This is a genomic window from Paenibacillus vortex V453, assembly GCF_000193415.1.
In the GTDB taxonomy this organism is placed as follows: domain Bacteria; phylum Bacillota; class Bacilli; order Paenibacillales; family Paenibacillaceae; genus Paenibacillus_AQ; species Paenibacillus_AQ glucanolyticus.
On record NZ_ADHJ01000053.1, the window covers coordinates 196,506 to 216,129 of the forward strand.

The 19,624-nt window shown below is 50.0% G+C and carries 13 protein-coding genes and 8 tRNA genes; 5 read left to right on the forward strand and 16 right to left on the reverse strand.

What is annotated here, in order from left to right:
• Positions 1-283: 283 nt before the first annotated feature.
• Complete coding sequence (locus tag PVOR_RS27600) at positions 284-1,249, forward strand: carbohydrate ABC transporter permease (protein ID WP_006212864.1); 966 nt, start codon at positions 284-286, stop codon at positions 1,247-1,249.
• Positions 1,246-2,082 (forward strand): carbohydrate ABC transporter permease, encoded by an 837-nt coding sequence (locus PVOR_RS27605; protein WP_006212866.1) that lies wholly within the window; start codon positions 1,246-1,248, stop codon positions 2,080-2,082. The genes PVOR_RS27600 and PVOR_RS27605 overlap by 4 nt, the downstream gene beginning before the upstream one ends.
• Before the next feature lie 3 nt (positions 2,083-2,085).
• On the opposite strand, the gene PVOR_RS32700 is transcribed toward PVOR_RS27605, so the two are convergent.
• Positions 2,086-2,220, reverse strand: a complete 135-nt coding sequence (locus PVOR_RS32700; RefSeq protein ID WP_268741816.1) for a hypothetical protein — start codon at positions 2,218-2,220, stop codon at positions 2,086-2,088.
• A gap of 25 nt (positions 2,221-2,245) precedes the next feature.
• Between PVOR_RS32700 and PVOR_RS27610 the strand changes: the two genes are divergently transcribed.
• The 3 genes from PVOR_RS27610 (at position 2,246) to PVOR_RS27620 (ending at position 7,079) form a co-directional block, all read left to right on the forward strand.
• Positions 2,246-4,033 carry a cache domain-containing sensor histidine kinase gene (locus PVOR_RS27610; protein ID WP_006212867.1) on the forward strand — a complete coding sequence of 596 codons (1,788 nt, stop codon included), beginning with the start codon at positions 2,246-2,248 and terminating at the stop codon, positions 4,031-4,033.
• A complete protein-coding gene (locus PVOR_RS27615) occupies positions 4,008-5,627 on the forward strand; it encodes a response regulator transcription factor (RefSeq protein WP_006212868.1) in 1,620 nt (539 codons plus the stop codon). Before PVOR_RS27610 ends, PVOR_RS27615 begins: the two co-directional genes overlap by 26 nt.
• A 162-nt stretch (positions 5,628-5,789) precedes the next feature.
• Positions 5,790-7,079 carry an ABC transporter substrate-binding protein gene (locus tag PVOR_RS27620; RefSeq protein WP_006212869.1) on the forward strand — a complete coding sequence of 430 codons (1,290 nt, stop codon included), beginning with the start codon at positions 5,790-5,792 and terminating at the stop codon, positions 7,077-7,079.
• 444 nt (positions 7,080-7,523) lie between these two features.
• Here PVOR_RS27620 and glmS read toward each other — a convergent pair whose 3' ends face one another.
• The 15 genes from glmS to PVOR_RS27695 form a co-directional block, all read right to left on the reverse strand.
• A complete protein-coding gene (gene glmS, locus PVOR_RS27625; RefSeq protein WP_006212870.1) occupies positions 7,524-9,356 on the reverse strand; it encodes a glutamine--fructose-6-phosphate transaminase (isomerizing) in 1,833 nt (610 codons plus the stop codon).
• A 735-nt stretch (positions 9,357-10,091) separates the two neighbouring features.
• Positions 10,092-11,432 (reverse strand): phosphoglucosamine mutase, encoded by a 1,341-nt coding sequence (gene glmM, locus PVOR_RS27630; RefSeq protein ID WP_006212872.1) that lies wholly within the window; start codon positions 11,430-11,432, stop codon positions 10,092-10,094.
• A 32-nt stretch (positions 11,433-11,464) separates the two neighbouring features.
• Positions 11,465-12,925 carry a CdaR family protein gene (locus PVOR_RS27635; protein WP_006212873.1) on the reverse strand — a complete coding sequence of 487 codons (1,461 nt, stop codon included), beginning with the start codon at positions 12,923-12,925 and terminating at the stop codon, positions 11,465-11,467.
• The gene (cdaA, locus tag PVOR_RS27640) at positions 12,918-13,748 is read right to left on the reverse strand and encodes a diadenylate cyclase CdaA (protein WP_006212874.1); all 831 of its coding nucleotides are present in this window, start codon (positions 13,746-13,748) and stop codon (positions 12,918-12,920) included. The genes PVOR_RS27635 and cdaA overlap by 8 nt, the downstream gene beginning before the upstream one ends.
• Before the next feature lie 313 nt (positions 13,749-14,061).
• Positions 14,062-14,676 carry a zf-HC2 domain-containing protein gene (locus tag PVOR_RS27645; RefSeq protein WP_040681072.1) on the reverse strand — a complete coding sequence of 205 codons (615 nt, stop codon included), beginning with the start codon at positions 14,674-14,676 and terminating at the stop codon, positions 14,062-14,064.
• A 221-nt stretch (positions 14,677-14,897) separates the two neighbouring features.
• Complete coding sequence (gene sigW, locus PVOR_RS27650) at positions 14,898-15,467, reverse strand: RNA polymerase sigma factor SigW (protein ID WP_006212876.1); 570 nt, start codon at positions 15,465-15,467, stop codon at positions 14,898-14,900.
• Between the two features lie 241 nt (positions 15,468-15,708).
• Complete coding sequence (gene ppc, locus PVOR_RS27655; protein WP_006212877.1) at positions 15,709-18,498, reverse strand: phosphoenolpyruvate carboxylase; 2,790 nt, start codon at positions 18,496-18,498, stop codon at positions 15,709-15,711.
• A 275-nt stretch (positions 18,499-18,773) separates the two neighbouring features.
• Positions 18,774-18,847, reverse strand: a tRNA-Gly gene (locus tag PVOR_RS27660).
• A gap of 76 nt (positions 18,848-18,923) precedes the next feature.
• Positions 18,924-18,997: transfer RNA gene (locus PVOR_RS27665), tRNA-Pro, on the reverse strand.
• Between the two features lie 19 nt (positions 18,998-19,016).
• Positions 19,017-19,093: transfer RNA gene (locus PVOR_RS27670), tRNA-Arg, on the reverse strand.
• Positions 19,094-19,096: 3 nt separating this feature from the next.
• Positions 19,097-19,171: transfer RNA gene (locus PVOR_RS27675), tRNA-Gly, on the reverse strand.
• A gap of 5 nt (positions 19,172-19,176) precedes the next feature.
• Positions 19,177-19,260, reverse strand: a tRNA-Leu gene (locus PVOR_RS27680).
• 14 nt (positions 19,261-19,274) lie between these two features.
• Positions 19,275-19,350 (reverse strand) — tRNA-Lys (locus PVOR_RS27685).
• Positions 19,351-19,418: 68 nt separating this feature from the next.
• A tRNA-Gln gene (locus PVOR_RS27690) sits at positions 19,419-19,493 on the reverse strand.
• 55 nt (positions 19,494-19,548) lie between these two features.
• Positions 19,549-19,624: transfer RNA gene (locus PVOR_RS27695), tRNA-Val, on the reverse strand.

The following is a 19,624-nucleotide window of genomic DNA, read 5'->3' on the forward strand; positions in this document are numbered from 1 at the left end:
GTGAAATAAGGATTTTGTGATTCTGCAGACCTCTCCTCAGCACATTAACTCAACTGCTTGACGCCCATAGTAACCGGCATGCTTTTAATGCTTTTTACAGTCCTTTGTGCTGAACACCCATCGTCAGAAAAGATACTCTTAAAACATCCCCCTGCAATTTACCTTGAATTCACTCCTAATCATCATTCAATAATGAAAGAATTTGTGCATCTTTCGCCTACAGGCCACATTTTCATCAGGATACAATGGGAGCTATCAATAGGCGAGAGGAGATTAATCAATCATGAATCCACAAACGGTACAGTCGGCGGGTAAGGTCGAACTGGACAAAAAGATGAAAGCGATTACCAAAAGGTTCAAAGGACGCTGGAACGCTCCGTTAGCCGGCTACCTGTTCATCGCACCCTGGCTGCTGGGCTTTCTCATTTTACAGCTGTGGCCCATCATCCAATCCTTCTATTTATCCTTCACCGAGTATTCGCTGCTGGAGCCGGCCCGCTGGATCGGACTCAAGAATTACCAGGATATCTCCCAAGATCGGCTTTTCTTCAATTCGCTGAAGGTGACCTTTCTGTACGTGATCGCTTCCGTGCCGCTGAAACTGCTGGCTGCGCTGGCTGTAGCCCTGCTGCTGAACCGGAACATCCGTGGAATCTCCTTCTACCGGACCATCATCTACCTGCCTTCTCTGATCGGCGGAAGCTTGGCGGTGGCCGTGCTGTGGCGCAATATCTTCGGCCTGAACGGCTTCATTAATCATCTCGCGATTTGGGTCGGAATCGCCCCCAAAAACTGGATTGGCACCCCCTCCACCGCCCTTGCCACCCTGGTGCTGCTGACGGCATGGCAGTTCGGTTCATCGATGATTATCTTCCTTGCCGGTCTCAAACAAATCCCTGGTGAGTTATATGAGGCTGCCTCCGTGGACGGAGCATCGCCGTTCCGCAAGTTTATCCGGATTACCCTGCCCATGTTATCCCCGGTCATCCTGTTTAATCTGATCATGGGCATCATCAACGCATTCCAGATGTTCACTTCGGCTTTTGTGGTCACGAATGGAGGACCGGTCAATTCAACCGAGATGTTTGCCTTGTTCCTCTACAATAAAGCCTTCGGTTCGCTGCAGATGGGCTACGCTTCGGCCTTGGCCTGGATACTGCTCGTTATCATCGGCATTGCCACAGCGCTCAATTTTGTCGCATCCAAATACTGGGTGTTCTACGAAACTGAAACGGAGGGTCGCAAATGACAGGGGCTCATAATAAACAAAATTGGCTGGTCCATGTGCTGATGATTGCGTTCTGTTTTGTGATGTTCTATCCCGTGCTTTGGTGGATCGGCGCTTCTTTTAAGTCCACACCAGAAATCAGTCTGCCCACCCTGTTCCCCAAGGTATGGCTGTGGCAAAATTATACGGAAGGCTGGATGGCACTGCCCAAGTATACGTTTACACGCTTCTTTATGAACAGCCTCAAGCTCAACGTGGCGACCACGATCATTCACGTAATTTCAGCCAGCCTGGTGGCTTTCGGCTTCGCTAGGCTGACCTTTCCGCTGAAGGGATTATGGTTTTCCATCCTGCTCATGACCCTGATGCTTCCGGGGCAGGTCACGCTCATCCCGCAGTATACGATGTTCCATTCCTTCGACTGGATCAACACCTATCTGCCGCTGATCATCCCGTCAGCCATGGGCGGAGCTTTCTTTATTTTCCTGATTGTCCAATTCATCCGCGGTATTCCGCGAGAGCTCGATGAGTCAGCAAAAATCGACGGCTGCACCTGGTTCGGCATTTATCTGCGCATCATCATGCCGCTGACTCTCCCGGCGCTCATTACGGTCACGATTTTCTCGTTTATTTGGGGCTGGGACGAATATTTCGGCCCGCTGATTTATCTGAATACTGTGGACAAGTATACCGTCCCGCTCGCGCTCAGGATGTTCATCGATTCCCAGTCAGCCGTTCCGTGGGGACAACTGCTTGCCGTATCCCTGCTCTCCGTGCTGCCGCCGGTTGTCATCTTCTTTCTGGCGCAAAAGCACTTCGTGGAAGGGATCGCCACAACCGGGCTGAAAGGTTAGGTTTCAGATCGGTAAACGGATCGCTGTGCCAAGTTTATTCCAGCTCTTCTTCAGGCAGCGGTTAAGCCGGACGGTCTCGTTCATTCGGCTTCCGTCAACGTTGGCTTTGAGGCAGCAGAGCGAATGCAGAGTCCTCACAGCTACCAAGAGGAGGGAAAAACGCATGAATCCGTTTCGCACGTTCCGCATCGATTACGTCTTTTTCTTCAGCTTTGCCGGTTTTGTCGCGGTCCTCATCACGATCATGATGATCGTTAGCTATCGGTTCTCGGCAGCTGAGCAGGCGGACAGCACCTCCATGTACCAGCAGGCGGTGCTGCAGCAGCTCAACAAGCAGCTTACCGACCATATGAGTGCTGTGGAGCAAACCTCGTTAGCCGTGTCCATTAACTCGCCTCTGGTCAACTATGTAACGATGAACGGAGATTATTATGCACGAAAGACAGCGAGGGACGAGCTGAACCGGGATTATTTGGCGCCGATGCTGAATAGCTCTCGCTCGATGTTCTCCTTTCAGATTTATATGAATGATCCGCTTCAGGTCGACCCCAACGCCAACATTCAGTACCTCCCTCTCGCCTCGGCCAGCCGGGAGAGCTGGTATCCGGCCGTGGATAAGTCCGACTTTGTCTGGATCGGCCAGCGTGAGGTCGGTTCCCCGCAGGGGAAGCAGCAGGTAATCAGCTTTATCCGTAAAATCACCACGCTGGACGGCGTGAACCGGGGGATTCTGATCATCAATGTCCGGGTTAAATTTTTGCAGCAAATTCTGACTGAAGACAACTCCTCGGCCAGCCGACTGCTGCTCGACTCCGGCGGCCGGATGATCATGCACACCCGGATTGCTCCGCCTCCCGGGGAAATCAACGCCATCCTGGAGCGGGTCGACGGGGACACCGGCCAAGCGCATCAGGTGCTGGCTGCCGCCGGCTCGCTGCCGGAGAAGAGCATGCTCACCGTATGGTCCCGGACGTCCCCGGGCAGCTGGATGCTGGTGGAGCTTACGCCCTGGAAGGACATCACCAGCGGAAGTGTACGTCTGGCGTGGACGATGGCTGTAGTTGGAGCCGCCGCCATTCTGCTGTCCTTGTTCTTCACAATGTTCCTATCCCGGAATTTCACGCGGCCGATCCGGAAGCTCGTTCAGCTGATGCAGGCGTTTAATCCCGAGAAGCGCGGACAGCCGCTGCCGACAGAATACCGCAACGAATTCGGCAGCCTGTTCAGCGGCTACCGCAAGCTTACCGAGCGGATCGAAACCCTGTATCAATCCCTGGAGCAGCAGTATAAAGCACAGCGCGAAGCGGAGATTAAGGCGCTGCAAGCGATGATTAACCCCCATTTTCTCTACAACACGCTGGATCAGCTGAATTGGATGGCCCTTGAAGCTGGCCAGGAGAAGATCAGCCAAGTGCTCGAGCTGATGGGACAGATGTTCCGCATCGGGCTGTCAGGCGGCGAATCCATGATTACGCTTCAGGAAGAGCTTCTGCACGTGGATTGCTTTCTGAAAATCCAGCAGTTCAAGTGGGGCGAAGAATTGGAATGGCACATCGATTGCCCGGAGGAATTACGGCATCTGATGATTCCGAAGCTGACCCTGCAGCCCTTTGTAGAAAACGCCGTTATGCATGGTTTTCATGGCAGACGCCAGGGCCGGATTCATCTGATTTGCATGGAAGAGGACCGAGGCATCCGGATTTGGATTCGGGATGACGGCATCGGACTGCGTGAAGACTGGAAGACTCGTAAACGCCATCCCACGGGCGGATACGGGATCCGCAATGTAAAGGAGCGCATACAGGTTTATTTCGGCCCGCCCTTTGGCGTTTCGCTTCGCAACCGTACCGATGCGCCAGGCTCCGAAGCGGAGATCTATTGGCCGAAGGTAAATCAGCCGCGGGATCAGGAAGGGGGAGGAATACATGTGGACCATCGCTATCGTGGATGACGACCGGCAAGTGCTCAGCGGCATGTCCCGGCTGATTCCCTGGGAGCAGCTCGGAGTCCGGCCTGTCGGGGAGGCTCTAGATGGTGAAGAAGGACTTCGGCTGATTGAAGCGACTCAGCCCGATATTGTCATTACGGATATTTATATGCCGGTGATGAACGGTCTCGATATGATTGAACAGCTCCGTAAGCAGCAGTACGCTGGCAAAATCATCATTTTGAGCGGGTACTCGGATTTTGACTACGCTCGTAAAGCGCTTCGGCTTCAGGTTGATGATTATTTACCGAAGCCGGCCTCACCGACCACGATCCGCGAGGTGCTGCAGCGCGTCACCCGCGAGCTTGCGGAACGCCGAGCGCTGGAACACAGAGAGCAGGAGATTCAAACCCAGCTTATGCAGTATGAGCCTTATCTGGAAAGGGAATGGGTCAAGTCCGCCCTCACCGGAGGAACACCCTCCCCGCTGACAGATCCCTCCCGAATGCTGGAACGGCTCGGCTGGAAGAATGCCCAATTCATGATGCTGGCCTTAGAAATCAAGCGGCAAGGACGTATGGAGGGAATCTCCGTCCGTGACTGGCACCTGTTCCGTTTCGCCGTGGGCAACACGGTCGAGGAGCTAGCCGGCCAGGATGGGCTGCGCAGCTATTTCCTGGAGCTGCATAGTCACCATATGGCACTGCTGCTGTATAAGCCCCTCTCCTGGCCGACAGAGGCGTTCCGCTCGGAAGTTCTGGCACTGGCAGGGCGAATCAATTCATCTGTGCATCGATTCCTCAAGGTCAAGCTGCACATCGGGGCAGGTCTTCGCAAGGATGACTGGCTTGCCATCCCCGATTCTACCGAAGAAGCATTTCAGGCACTCGCCGAGCGGCGCGAACCGGATGTCGCCTTTCCCAGTGTCTACGTTTATAACGAAGGCGGTTTCCGGCATTCAGCAGCACGGAGCGTACGGCCGGTGCGATTTTTCCAGGAGATGACCGACGCTGTTCGAACCTTCGATGAGCCCCGGGCGCTGCTGGCGCTGGATGATTTCTTCCGCAGGGATAACGGCGCGGCCCAGCTCCAACCCGAAGAGCTTACCGCCATCGGAACGCAGCTGTTCGCCATCCTCTCCTTCACCCTGTATGAGTCCGGCATCCGGCTCGACGATGAACTGCCTCTCACGGACTTGACCAAAGAGCTGGACCAAATGGAAGATGCGTTGCAGTGGAAAGCATGGGTAGCGGAGAAAGTGAAACGAATCTGCTCGCGTTACACGCCTAACGAGAACCTCAAGCATAAGGAAACGGTCGATTATATCATCCAATACATTCATGAGCATTATGCCGAGAACATCCACCTTCAGGATTTGGCCGACCAGGTCTATATCTCCAAAAACTATCTCAGCACGTTATTCCGCCAGTTTACAGGCGAAACCTTTGGCGATTATCTAACCAGGGTCCGAATGGAAAAAGCCAAGCGCATGGTTCTCGAGAAAAAACTGCTGATCGCCGAAATCGCCGAGCGGGTCGGTTATCGGAATGTTCCGTACTTCACCACCCTGTTCAAAAAGCATACCGGACGCAGTCCGACCGAGTTCCACAAAGCCTGAATGAAGAGTTCCCGATTATTCCTGGCGTTAAGCATATGGCCCCCTTCACTCGATAATCGTAAAATACTGAAACGATTTGTTGATTTGTCCACTACGAGGGAGGCTCTGGACTTGGTACGTTAAGTGAAGAAGTAGATCAGTTACTTAAGGGAGGTTCATCCGATGAGAAAATCATGGCATCGTCTCGCCACTGGCGCTGCGGCAGTGCTTTCACTATCACTCATTCTCTCCGCTTGCAGCGGGGTCAAGAAGGAAGAAGGCGGATCCGCGGATTCGGGAAACGGCAAGTCCATCACACTCCGGATCATGTGGTGGGGCTCTCAAGCCCGGCATGACGCAACTTTGAAAGCGCTTGATTTATACTCTGAAAAGCATCCGGGCATCACTTTCGAACCAGAGTACCAGTCGTTCGACGGGTACCAGGACAAGCTGTCTACCCAGTCCGCGGGGAAAAATACACCGGATATCTTCCAAATGGATGCTGCCTGGTTCAACGATTGGGCATCCAGCAGACGGCTGGAGGATCTCTCCTCCATTCCGACGGACAAGATCGATAAGGTGCTGCTTGAGACCGGCACCTATCAGGGCAAATTGTACGCGATGCCGCTGGGCAACAATGCCTGGGGCATGGTGTACAACAAAACGATGATGGACAGTCTCGGCATTCAACCGCCAAAGACATGGGACGAGTTTTTTGCCATGGCGCGCGACCTGAAACCGAGGCTGGCCAAAGACCAATACCTCACGCGGGACCTGACCGCGGATGGCGCGTCCTATATGTCCTATCAGCTGAGCATGGGCAAAGGCTTCTCCATGAGCAAGGACGGAAAATTCCATTATGACGAGACTACCTGGAAGGATTGGATGAACCAATGGGCTGAGCTTCGCAAAGAACAACTTGTGACGCCTCCTGACGTGACCGTGTCGGATAAAGGACAGGACGCGCAAATGGACCTGCTCATCCAGGAAAAGATTCTGCTTCGGGGCGCACATGCGGCGGAATTCGGCGGAACGGATGCCTTAAAACCTGGCGTGATGGCACTAACGACTCAGCCGAGGGCCACGCAGGCGAGCGGCTGGCTGAAAGCCTCCATGTATTGGAGTGTCAGCCCCAACAGCCAATATAAAGAGGAAGCGAAGGAGTTTATCGACTGGTTCGTCAACAGCGAGGAAGCCGGAGAAATCTTGGGCACTTCGCGGGGGATTCCCGTCAATAAAAGCGTAGCCGATGCGCTCCAGCCTAAATTTACGGACGTCGATAAAAGCTCCCTCGGTCTGATCAACGAGGTATCCAAGGACGGCGCCGCATTTGACCCCGGCCCGGGGAATAAGGGCGGCTGGGCTAACTTCACGAAGGAGTACGACAACATCACGCAGTCGATTATGTTCGGTAAAATCAGCATCGACGAGGGCTGGAACCAGATTGTCAAATTAAGCAAAAGCTTGGAGTAAGCTATGTCCCATAAGGGCTGGATTACGTTTGCATAAAATGCCGTACGCGGAGCAGTAGCAGTAGCATACCAAAAAGCACCTGATAGTATCAGGTGCTTTTTGGTGTTTGCTTTTCAGTTCTGAGCGGCATCTTGTAAGTCAGCTTTACCGTAACAATATAGGGAGCACCGACTTTCCTGGGTCGGCACAACTCCATCGAATCACAGCCAGCCACGACCGCTTTGAAATTTCGATGAGATAAACAAGCTCAACCAGCTTCTTTAAACCAGCACATATAAAATTTCTACACGAAATAATGTTCATTGAAATAAAAAGAGGGCAGCCTGGGATGACTCCCTTAGACTGCCCACTATATACGATATCTTATATGTGTTTCCACATATTTTACTCTTACATTTTGTACTACTGGGAAGCTTATATTTCCCTTGCTCCCACCCTCTTTCCTTACTCCACCGTCACGCTCTTCGCCAGGTTACGCGGCTTATCCACGTCGTTGCCACGGGCAAGAGATGCATAGTAAGCAAGGAGCTGCAGTGGAACTACAGACACAGCAGCCGTCAAGATCGGCAAGGTCTTCGGAATGGCAAAGGCTTGATCCACGGATTTCAGCAGGCCAGCCACATGTTCTTCATACGTAATTGCCATTACTTCAGCGCCACGTGCCTTCACTTCCTTGATGTTACTTACGGTTTTCTCCAACACCGCTTCCTGGGTTGCCAGGGCAATGACTGGTATCCCCTCTTCAATAAGGGCAAGCGTACCATGCTTCAGCTCGCCGGCAGCATACGCCTCGGAATGAATGTAAGAGATCTCCTTGAGTTTCAGGGAGCCTTCCTGTGCCACGGCGTAGTCCTGACCACGGCCGATGAAGAACAGGTTCTCATGCTCCGCAATTTGCTCGGCATATCCCTTAATGGATTCCGCGTTGGTCAGCATGGATTCCACCTGTTCAGGCAGTGCTTCCATCGCTGCAATGACTTCAGCAACAGCGTCCTCAGTCATTGTACCACGTACTTGAGCCAGGTACAGACCAAACAGATAGAACGCAATCAACTGTGAGGTATAAGCTTTAGTGGACGCTACAGCAATCTCTGGACCAGCCAGCGTGCCGAGTACATCATTCGCTTCACGGGCAATCGAGCTGCCTACTACGTTCGTGATGGCCAGGACATGAGCACCGTGGCTCTGGGCTTCACGAAGCGCAGCCAATGTGTCAGCCGTCTCACCGGATTGGCTCACCACGATGACAAGGGTCTCTGGTGTAACGATTGGCGAACGGTAACGATACTCGGAAGCCACATCATTTTCTACCGGAATGCGTACCATTTCTTCGATCACGCTGCGTCCAACAAGACCAGCATGATAAGCCGTACCACAGGCAACGATCTGCACATTGCGAATGTTCTTAATATGTTCCTGGGTCAGCTTCAGTTCAGGCAGAACCACTTTGCGTCCGCTCTCATCCACGCGGCCCAGCATCGTATCACGGTATGCTTTTGGCTGCTCATGGATTTCCTTCAGCATGAAGTGATCGAATCCGCCTTTTTCCGCTGTAACAGCATCCCAATCGACACGAATCATTTCCCGAGAAATAAAGTTCCCCTCAATGGTCATTAATTCGACAGCATCTGCCGTCAAGAGAGCCATCTCTCCATCGTTAAGAATATATACGTTCCGTGTATATTTCAAAATCGCCGGAATATCAGAACCGATGAAATTCTCTCCTTCGCCAAGACCGATAATAAGCGGGCTTGCTTGACGCACAGCCACCAGACGATCCGGCTCATACTCGGTTAAGACTCCAAGGGCAAATGCACCTCTCATGTAAGAGATCGCCTTCTGGACGGCCTTAACGATATCACCGTCATACACACGGGCAATGAGGTGGGAAATAACTTCTGTATCGGTCTCCGAAACAAAGTGATGTCCTTGACTGATCAGCTCTTCCTTCAGCTCCAAATAGTTCTCAACGATACCGTTATGAACAACGGAGAACTTCTGGCTTTCGTCTGTATGCGGATGAGAGTTCACGTCCGATGGACGGCCATGCGTAGCCCAGCGGGTATGACCGATACCTGCGGTTCCTACGAGGGGAGCAGACTCCAGTCTCTCCTCCAAGTTGGCAAGACGTCCTTGTGCCTTCGCAACGCGCAGACCTTCATTCGTGAAGACCGCGATCCCAGCAGAATCGTATCCACGATACTCAAGCTTTCTCAATCCTTCGATCAACACCGTTTGCGTTTTCTGATTTCCAATATATCCGACAATACCACACATAGTATGATTCCTCCGTTCGATTTCCCTATAATAGTTAGGCGGAAATAGAACACGGCAGCATCTGTGCGGTATGAGGAAAGAAGAATGATCTATTCAATTATCAACGTTCAAGAAACCCAGCAATACGTAGGCTGATTTTAGTTGAACAGACATGAATGCACTCTTCTTCCACCGCGCTGTCGCATTCTAGATCGCACATTCATGTTTTGGTATATAAGTTATTGTGCAGCACCTGCAAATACGTTGTCAGAACGGTCGCCCATTCCTTTTCCGTGATCCGCTTACGGTTGGTGCATCACCGAGAGGTCCCCGCCGAATAATCCGAACACCTCTACCTCGTCAACTTGCGTTCTGCCGTTTGGTCATTCCATCAAGCAATAACCAATCCCCGCGCAGGTACAAGCTCTGGCGCTTATGAAGCTTATAGTAACCTCACGGTCCTCACTTTCTATTCTTGAATAACATCCTTTATTATATTCACACATCATCACTTTGGCAACTCGGCCGTTTCCTTGCCCGACTGAACTCTACACACTATAACCCACACTAATGACATCGAATGACCTATGTTCACAGGCGATGACTTACACAGCTATGTTCGCAGACAGGACAGGGTGTGTTGCGCTTTCATACACTCGGCATATTGGAAAAGCTGTGGGCCAGTGAACCGAACAGCATAGTTCACTGGCCCTGACAGAAATTAGTCTGCTTTCCTTGAAAAATACACCCTTAGACTTACGCCAATTCCCGCTTCACTACATCCGCAATCTGCGTAACATAACGATCGAGCTCTTCTTTGTCCGGGCCTTCCGCCATGACTCGAATAAGGGATTCCGTACCCGATGGGCGAACCAAGACACGGCCGTTATCGCCCAGAATGCCCTCAACCTCAGCAATCGCGGACTCGATAACCGCATTTCCTTGATATTTGCTCTTATCACCCACACGTACATTAACCAGCACTTGCGGGTACTTGCGCATGCTGCTCTTCAGTTCATGCAGAGGCTTCCCGGAGGCTACCAACGTATCCACCAGTTGAATCCCCGTCAAAATGCCATCACCGGTCGTGTTGTGATCCAGGAAAATGACATGTCCGGATTGCTCTCCGCCCAGGTTATACCCGCCGCGGCGCATTTCTTCCATGACATAACGGTCGCCGACTGCGGTTTTTGCTGTTTTCAGCTTCAAGCTCTCACATGCTTTATAAAAGCCGATGTTACTCATGACGGTCGAAACGATCGTGCCTTCCTTAAGCTTGCCCGCACGGTTCATAGCGTCACCGCAAATGCATAGGATGAAGTCGCCATCCACTTCCTCGCCTTTACCGTCAATCGCAATCAGACGATCCGCATCACCGTCAAAAGCAAGACCGAGATCAGCCCCATGAGCAAGCACAGCCTCAACGAGTTTCTCTGGGTGTGTAGATCCACAGTGATCATTAATATTCAGGCCATTCGGCTCAGCGCCAATGGTGATTACGTCAGCACCCAACTCACGGAAAAGTTTCGGAGCCAGCTCATAAGCAGCACCATTTGCACAGTCGAGCACGATTTTCAAGCCGTCAAACCGGTTGCTAACCGTGGTTTTCAGATAATCCAGGTATTTATTTTTCGATTCATCATCAACGAGAAGCTCACCTAAATCAGCTCCGATCGGACGCGGCAGATTATCCGTTTCGGCATCCATCAGCTCTTCAATCTTGAGTTCTGTTTCATCCGACAGCTTGAAGCCGTCTCCGCCGAAGAACTTGATGCCGTTGTCCTGCACCGGATTGTGCGATGCCGAGATCATGACACCTGCATCAGCTTTCAACAGTCTTGTAATATATGCCACCGCGGGAGTGCTTACAACACCCAAACGAATGACGTGTGCACCGATGGACAGCAGGCCTGCAACCAAAGCCGACTCCAGCATAGCCCCGGATACCCGGGTATCCATACCGATGATTACGGTTGGCTTCTCTTTATCACCTGTCAACACATAGCCGCCGCAGCGACCGATGCTATAAGCCATTTCCGCTGTCAGTTCTTGATTCGCAACTCCTCTTACTCCATCTGTACCAAAATATTTCCCCATGTTTTATATACTCCTTTATCTACTCTTCGATATTATCCATCTTGTGATGATTCTGACCCCGTTGTTCCATCGTTCGATCCGTCTCCCGGCGGATGGGATGGACTTTCTCCTGATCCGGAGTTATCCGTGCCCTCGTTCGTGGGAGGCGCAGGCGGATTCTCCACTTGATCATTACCTGATCCCGTTCCCGGTGAATCAGGCTTGTCTTTGTCGGTTCCCTCGTTGTTAGAGCTGCTTGGATCCGTTGTAACTGGCTTGGAATTGTCCTTCAGCTCCACTTTAATGACAAGTCGATTCCGGTCCGCTCGGTTGATGAAACTTGGCAATGTGATCTGCAGCGGAATTTCGTGCACCCCCGCCTTCAAGCCGGCCGCATTCGCTTCAACCCCGATGTCTGATGGCTCCAGACTATTCAGCAAATCCGGCGCACCGGTAAGCGTCAAGGATATCGTCTGCGTTTTCGGATCGGTTATTACAGCATCCAGGCCTGAGGAGACCCCTTTTAACGTAATGGGAATGCCATTAACAACCCGTTCACCATGCGATACGGCCGTAACATCCACTGTTATAGAGCTCGGCTCGATTTTCTCAAAACCTTCGGGCGGCGTCAAGTCGGCCGTAAGCACTGTTGTTCCGGAGTTCCTAACTTCTCCCAAGTTGATCGCGGCTTCGATATAGGTCCCAGCTCCTGCGAGTGCCTCCTTGCTGCCGAACAGCTTCACTTCTTTTACCTTCTGGTCTACCTTGGATAAAACGAATCCTTCCGGCAGTCTTCCCGTATATTCAAGCTCCAGAGGAAGAGTCACGAACGCAGGTTCAATCGGTACTTCAGCCGCTACCGCAGCAGGTTCAATGACCGCATCCTCCATCTCGACGCCTTGCTTATCATATGCTGTAAGCTTGACTCGCTTCTCCGTAATTTTCTCCTTGGCTCCATCCAGATCCACGTTACCTTTGACCTGTCCCAAATTCGCCATCGACGATTCTGGCAGGGTTACGGTGACCTGTCGTGGGTCAATCAGCACGGGTGTTCCGGCTCGGTAATCTTTTGCCGGTTCCCCCTTCGTGCCAATACTTACCGTAACGGATTCCGATACTCTTGTCTCTACCGTTACGGTTACAGCGGAAGGTTCCATCGATACCAGCTCAACTCCGCTTGGAATGGAGGAAGTTAACGGAAGTGTGTGTGTACCCGGTTCTTTGATAGTACTCAGATCAAGTTTCACTTTATATTCATCCGTCAAGAGCGCAATGTTGGACTTCTTCCCTCGAACTTCGAGATTCACGCGATCTTTATCAATGCCGGTTAATGCATATTCACTATCATCAAATCCATAAGTCTGGATCTTAACGCCTTCAATGATCTTGGTATCATAAAATGTAGTTGGCGGGGCAGGCGCTCCACTGTCCATATGAACCATTGCCCATAACAGGATACTGACCGCCAAAGCAATCAATTTGCTTGCCGTGTTGTTCTTGATCCATTTATCCATTACGGCCATCCCCCTTCCGTTTCCAGAAGAACGAGCGTTTCTCCTTTATGGATGCGGCAGGACGAAGCTCCTCATACAGCTTGGAGATCAGAGACTCTTCCTTGATATCCCGAACCACTTGTCCATTCAAAGCCAGCGATACTTGTCCAGTCTCCTCGGATACAACAACAGAAATCGCATCCCCCACTTCACTGATACCGATGGCTGCACGATGCCTCGTTCCCAGTTCCTTGCTGATAAAAGGATTCTCTGATAGTGGCAAATAACAGCCTGCCGCTGCAATTTGACCATTCTGAATGATGACCGCCCCATCATGGAGAGGTGTATTCGGTATAAAAATGTTAATGAACAACTCCGAGCTGATCACAGACCGCATCGGAATTCCCGATTCTACAAATTCATTCAGGCCTGTGGTCCGTTCAAACACGATCAGAGCCCCTATTTTGCGCCTCGACAAATAATTAACCGCCTTAATGGTTTCGCTGATTAACTTATTCGTCTCCTCATCAACATCCCCGCCCCGTCCGAACAGCTTACCTCGCCCAAGCTGCTCCAGACCACGTCTAAGCTCCGGTTGGAAGATGATAAAGATGGCAAGCACCCCAAATGTAAAGATCTGATTCATCAGCCATTTGAGTGTGTACAAATCAAACCAGGTGCTAAGCGCCCAGATGACAACCAGCACAAGAATCCCTTTAAGCAGCTGGACCGCCCTTGTACCTCGGACGAGCAGAATCAATTGATATATTATATAAGTAACGATAAGGATATCGATGATATCTTTAATGGTTTCACCCCAGGTCATATCTGTGAAATACTCCATACAGCAACCCCCGTCATTTCCTTTAAGTGCGGGCCCAATCCATCCGGTTCCTCGAAGATGATCGCAGGATTCGATACCGAACCTGCCCACATAATCCTTCGTGAATGCCCCAGGACTTTTTGAACTTCCTCTTGAGTAACGCTTGAGACTATATATGTAGTATGTGCTCTACACTCTCTAGGTTATAACGTTAATCTTTCCGATGCAAGCGGACGTCCCTCGCTTTTCGTATTTAGAAGCCTAAAATCAACAAAAGAAGCGCCTTCTTTTCACTGAAAAGAGGCGCTTTCATTCAGCAAGCTGCGGCTTTCACCTAGCGATAAGCGACATCTGTAAACAGAGTGGAAATTTTATACCATATCCAATCCATTGCCCTATCTATATCTTTCACTTGACCTGCTATATGTGCGGTGGAAGCCTGAAATAATTCTCCGTCAATGACCGTCAAATTGCCATTAACCTGGCCATAAACCTTAGCTTTGCCATTCTCAACTGTAATATCTCCCGTGATGATCTGATCTGGAGGAATAATGACGGTATCTCCTTCAATCACCAGTTTTTCGAATTCATCACTCTTCACAACCAGCTGATTATCCTGACTCCAAAAACTGATTGTACTAAAGAGCATGACAACCAAAAACATTGCTGCAGCCGTGAGCGCAGGATGATTCCTAACCCATTTGACCCAGACTTTTTGTGTCTTGGGCTGCGGCAGCATGCCCATTATACGATCCGTTAAATCATCTGATGGCTTGGTCGCATGATGAGTTAAGGAAAAAAGAAGCATATCGGTATGCTCCAGCTTCTCGAAGTAATTCCGACAGTCAGCACAATCCAGCAAATGCTTCTGCAATTCTAGCTGCTGCGGGTTGGACAAGTCATTATCCAGATAATCATGCATCAAAGAGACGGCTAATTTGCAATCCATTTGTGAGCCAATCCTTTCATTCAATCTCTTTGCTGGGTCTATACCTCCTGAGAGGCATAAGACTTGCTTATTGTTCATACGTGCCGGAATCGGGGATGTTTCAATTTTTTTTTAAGAAAATCGGAAAGAAAGATGAAATGACATGACTTTCTGATTCCTCAAGAAAAAGCGCCCATAAACGCTGTCTGTCTTCCTCTAAGAACGGCGATAGGCGTTTTTCCTCAAAGCTTGTACTCTAATTTTTTTCGCAAAAATTCACGTCCGCGATGTACTCTCGTCTTGATCGTTGTTACAGGCAAGTCCATAATCTCGCTGACCTCCTGCAGTGATAAATCCTGGATGTACCGAAGGATCATGATCGTCTTGTACTTCGCAGGGAGTCCATCAATAGCCTGATGAATGATGCGCTGTGTTTCGGACAGCAGCATCTCGCTCTCAGGTGTACGGTTATCACTCGGAATCAGGGAGTAGCCGTCCATGCCTTCACTTTCATTCAGATCTGCGTCCAGCGAGAAAGAAGGCTTGCGTTTACGCAGCCGATCAATGCTAAGATTTGTGCCAATACGATATATCCAAGTTGAGAATTTTTGGTTCTCGTCATATCGATCAAGGTTCTTATACACACGCAGAAAAGTCTCTTGTACGACATCCTCGGCCTCATGGCGGTTGCTCAGCATCCGGTAAGCCAGATGAAAAATCTTATCCTTATACAGCTCTACGATTTCGGCAAAAGCTCTCTGATCCCCTTTTCGGGCCAGCTTCGCCAGTCTTACATCCAAATTGTCCACCATAATTCCCCCAGAATGGTCTGATGGGTAACGTCTAAAAAGCATCATTCAAATGGTAATTCAACTGTTTCTAAAAATCAACAATAATTCAAAAACAATCCCATTTCCATATCAAAGATACGCTTCCTGCAGCCTGTAAATTCATGATCAGCAGGCAAGCAACCTCATAGATGAAAAAACGAGGCCCACAGGGGAACCTCGCTTTATATTAACCCTTGCCTACCCTTTTGACCAGTTACAAAAATCAACCTGTATTGCGCAGCCCTGCTGCAATGCCGTTGATCGTGAGGAGTACTTCCCGGAGCAGATCCGGATCGTCATCCTGCTCTTGCTCTCTAAGTTCACGCAGCTCATTAAGCAGTTGAACCTGCAAATAGCTGAGCGGATCGACATAAGGGTTTCGGAGACGGATGGACTCCTGAAGGACCGGCTGGTTATCCAGAATGTCCTGTTGACCGGTTATCTTGAGAACAAGCTCCTTCGTCAAATTGAACTCATCCTGTATCAATCCGAAGATACGCTCTCGAGCTTTGTCATCCTTCGTCATCAAAGAGTACTCCTTGGCGATGATCAGATCGGCCTTGGCAAGAGCCATCTGAAGCGTGTCAATTAACGAAGTAAAGAACGGATAACTCGTATACATCTTCTGAAGCACCTTCAGATTCTCTTCCTTGTCCTGATAGAAGCTCTGTAAGCCCGTACCAGCCGCGTACCATGCTGGAAGCAGGTAACGGCTCTGCGTCCACGCAAACACCCAAGGAATGGCTCTCAGGTCCTCGAAACGGTCACTGTTCTTACGCTTGGAAGGTCGGGAGCCAATATTCAGTTCTCCCACCTCAGGAAGCGGTGTGGATTCCTTGAAGAAGCTAAGGAAATCCGGGTCACGGAATATCAAATCCTGATATTTCTTCTGTGAAGCGGCCGAAATGCTGGAAGAAATCTCTTCCCATTCCTTCTCGGTCGATTCGGTTTCAGCATAGCGTGCATTCAGAGAAGCCGTAATAAGTGCTGAAGTGGCCTGGTCCAAGCTGCGGTAAGCTATTCCTTTCAAGGAATAGCGGGAGGATATCACCTCGCCTTGTTCCGTGATTTTGATGCCGCCAGCAATAGTGGATGCCGGCTGAGCCAAAATGCTGCGGTTCAGAGGCATGCCGCCGCGTCCAAGCGATCCGCCGCGTCCATGGAAGTATTTCAGCCTGATGCCGTATTCGTTGCCTACAGCGGTAATATCCTTGAGCGCTACCTGCAGCTCCCAATTTGCTGTAATAGCTCCGCCATCCTTGTTGCTGTCAGAGTAGCCCAGCATGATCTCCTGCAGTTCATTCATTGCGCTTACGGCCTCACGATAAATCGGCAGGCTGAAGAGCTTGCGCATAATTTCAGGCGCTGCATGAAGGTCCTCAATCGTCTCGAACAATGGGGCAGCCTGTAATGTAGCAACCACAGAACCATCATTATCCTTGCGGAAGAGTCCGACCTCTTTGGCAAACACCATCACTTCAAGAATGTCGCTTGCTCCTTCCGACATACTGATCAAATAACTCGAAATACATTTCACACCAAACTCCTGCTGTGCGCGGAATACCGTGCGATAGACTTCAAGGCATTCTTCGGTGCTGTCGCTATACTCCTGATATGGAGTTGTCAACGGTCGAGGATCGTTAAGCAGGTTATTGAGCAGCTCGATTTTCTCGTCCTCGCTCATTTGTGCGTAATCCTGAGTGACGTTCATTTTACGAAGAATTTCGGCCATTGCGTTCTCATGCTCTTGGCTATGCTGTCTGATATCCAGTGTTGCTGTATGGAAACCAAACAACTCCGCCTGGCGAATCAGCTTCTGGATATAAGTGTCTGCAACATAGTCAGCAAAATGGAAACGCAAGCTTCGATCAATGATATTCAAATCCTCAATAAACTCTTCAGGAGACTGGTACCGCTCGCTTCCTGTCATGTTTTCATCAAGAATATGACTCATTTTAGCTAACATATATACCAGTTTTACACGATAAGGCTCTTTCTCATTGTGCCAAATTTCCATCTTTTTCAGTGTCACATGCTCGCGGTCTTTTTCGATGGATTGAAGCAATTCATCCGAAACGCTCACAATGGATGAACTGAAGCTGAGGTATTTCATGAATTCACGCAAGATCCGTTGATATTCACGAACTGCAAGCTTCCGCTGCATTTCGAGCGTTCTCCATGTTACGTCCGCCGTCACTGAAGGATTTCCGTCCCGATCGCCACCAATCCATGAACCGAAACGCAAATAGGTTGGAACGTGCCAATGGTGACCCGGGTAATACTTACTTAGGCAGCGCTCCAGCTCTTGATAAACCTCTGGCAGAATGTGAAACAGAGTCTCGTGAAAATAATACATGCCGTTTCTGACTTCATCAAGAACCGTCGGCTTGCGATCACGAAGCTCATCGGTTTGCCACAGTGTGATAACCTCATTCAGTAATTTCTCCCGAAGCTGCTCTCGTTCGCGGAATGTCAGTGTCGGGTTGTCCAGTTGCATAACATCGTCTGCTATCCGTTTATGAATATCCAGAATAGCCCGACGCATCGCTTCTGTCGGATGAGCTGTCATTACCAGCTCAAGGGATAGACTTTCGAGAATTTCTTGAACTTCTTCAAACGTAATATTGCGCTCTTTCAAATCCTGGATCGCACTTTCAATGGAACCTGGTTGAACACTCTCCCCAGCGGAACGCTCGTAATCACGCTTGCGGCGTATGCGATGATTCTGCTCTGCGATATTAACCAATTGAAAGTAAATGGCAAACGCACGAATCACCTGATGGCGAATGTCTGGTTCCAGCGTGCTGATAATCCCTTTGAAATCTGCAAACAATTCCGGCAGGAATACGGATCGCAACGATTTACTCGTTTCGCGAATTTTCTCAACTATATCTAAAAGCTCATTGCCTCCTTGATGGACAAGAACTTCCCCAAGAATATTGCCAAGGAACCGTACATCACGCCGCAGCAGATTGTTGGAATTGCTCTTTGCGGTTACTGTAAGTTCAGTCATGCTACTCCTCCCATCTCAACCCGTTTCAGCAGTTTATCTTTAGGACGTAACGCCTTCCTAACATCATACAATAAAAGCGAATGAAAATCTGCATTTTTCAGGCGAAAAAATTAGCCAAATCGACAAAACTCATGCTATTGATATGCCCTTCTACGATAAACATTAGTCCAAAAAGCCCTTGATATGACTGCATTCTTTATCACATTAACACTTCGCAGGATAGTCGTGTAAATATGTAAAAAAAACATCACCGTGTGTGATGTCCTGCATATGTATGGAGCGGGTGATGGGAATCGAACCCACGCTACCAGCTTGGAAGGCTGGAGTTCTACCATTGAACTACACCCGCATATCACCCCACAAAAGTGACCTTATGCTTTGGAGCATATTCTGATTACTTTTATGGGCAATAACGCCTAAGCAAATCGGGATGACACGATTTGAACATGCGACCCCCTGGTCCCAAACCAGGTGCTCTACCAAGCTGAGCTACATCCCGATATTAATCTTTGAAAAAATGGCACGCCCTGAGAGATTCGAACTCCCGACCTTTTGATTCGTAGTCAAACGCTCTATCCAGCTGAGCTAAGGGCGCAAATGGAGCGGACGACGGGAATCGAACCCGCGACCCTCGCCTTGGCAAGGCGATGCTCTACCGCTGAGCCACGTCCGCATAAATGGTGCGCGTGGAGGGACTTGAACCCCCACGTCAAAGACGCTAGATCCTAAGTCTAGTGCGTCTGCCAATTCCGCCACACGCGCACAAGATGAAACAATGGTGAGCCATGAAGGACTCGAACCTTCGACACCCTGATTAAAAGTCAGGTGCTCTACCAACTGAGCTAATGGCTCGCATATCAGGGCCTCCGAAAAGTATTCGGAATCACCTTCAAAGCGCAACTTCACTTTTTGGTGTGAAGTGGCTGGGGATATAGGATTCGAACCTATGCATGACGGAGTCAAAGTCCGTTGCCTTACCGCTTGGCTAATCCCCAATATCGATGAATATTTCTATTTTGCATTTCAAAACTCTAATAATCATGAGTTAAATGGTGGAGGCTGAGGGGTTCGAACCCCCGACCCTCTGCTTGTAAGGCAGATGCTCTCCCAGCTGAGCTAAGCCTCC

Coding starts and splice junctions, on each gene's coding strand:
- PVOR_RS27600 (WP_006212864.1), top strand. CDS start 284: ATGAATCCACAAACGGTACAGTCGGCGGGTAAGGTCGAACTGGACAAA.
- sigW (WP_006212876.1), bottom strand. CDS start 15,467: ATGGTGGACAATTTGGATGTAAGACTGGCGAAGCTGGCCCGAAAAGGG.
- cdaA (WP_006212874.1), bottom strand. CDS start 13,748: ATGGAGTATTTCACAGATATGACCTGGGGTGAAACCATTAAAGATATC.
- PVOR_RS27605 (WP_006212866.1), top strand. CDS start 1,246: ATGACAGGGGCTCATAATAAACAAAATTGGCTGGTCCATGTGCTGATG.
- PVOR_RS27620 (WP_006212869.1), top strand. CDS start 5,790: ATGAGAAAATCATGGCATCGTCTCGCCACTGGCGCTGCGGCAGTGCTT.
- glmS (WP_006212870.1), bottom strand. CDS start 9,356: ATGTGTGGTATTGTCGGATATATTGGAAATCAGAAAACGCAAACGGTG.
- PVOR_RS27615 (WP_006212868.1), top strand. CDS start 4,008: ATGTGGACCATCGCTATCGTGGATGACGACCGGCAAGTGCTCAGCGGC.
- glmM (WP_006212872.1), bottom strand. CDS start 11,432: ATGGGGAAATATTTTGGTACAGATGGAGTAAGAGGAGTTGCGAATCAA.
- PVOR_RS27610 (WP_006212867.1), top strand. CDS start 2,246: ATGAATCCGTTTCGCACGTTCCGCATCGATTACGTCTTTTTCTTCAGC.
- PVOR_RS27635 (WP_006212873.1), bottom strand. CDS start 12,925: ATGGATAAATGGATCAAGAACAACACGGCAAGCAAATTGATTGCTTTG.
- PVOR_RS27645 (WP_040681072.1), bottom strand. CDS start 14,676: ATGGATTGCAAATTAGCCGTCTCTTTGATGCATGATTATCTGGATAAT.
- ppc (WP_006212877.1), bottom strand. CDS start 18,498: ATGACTGAACTTACAGTAACCGCAAAGAGCAATTCCAACAATCTGCTG.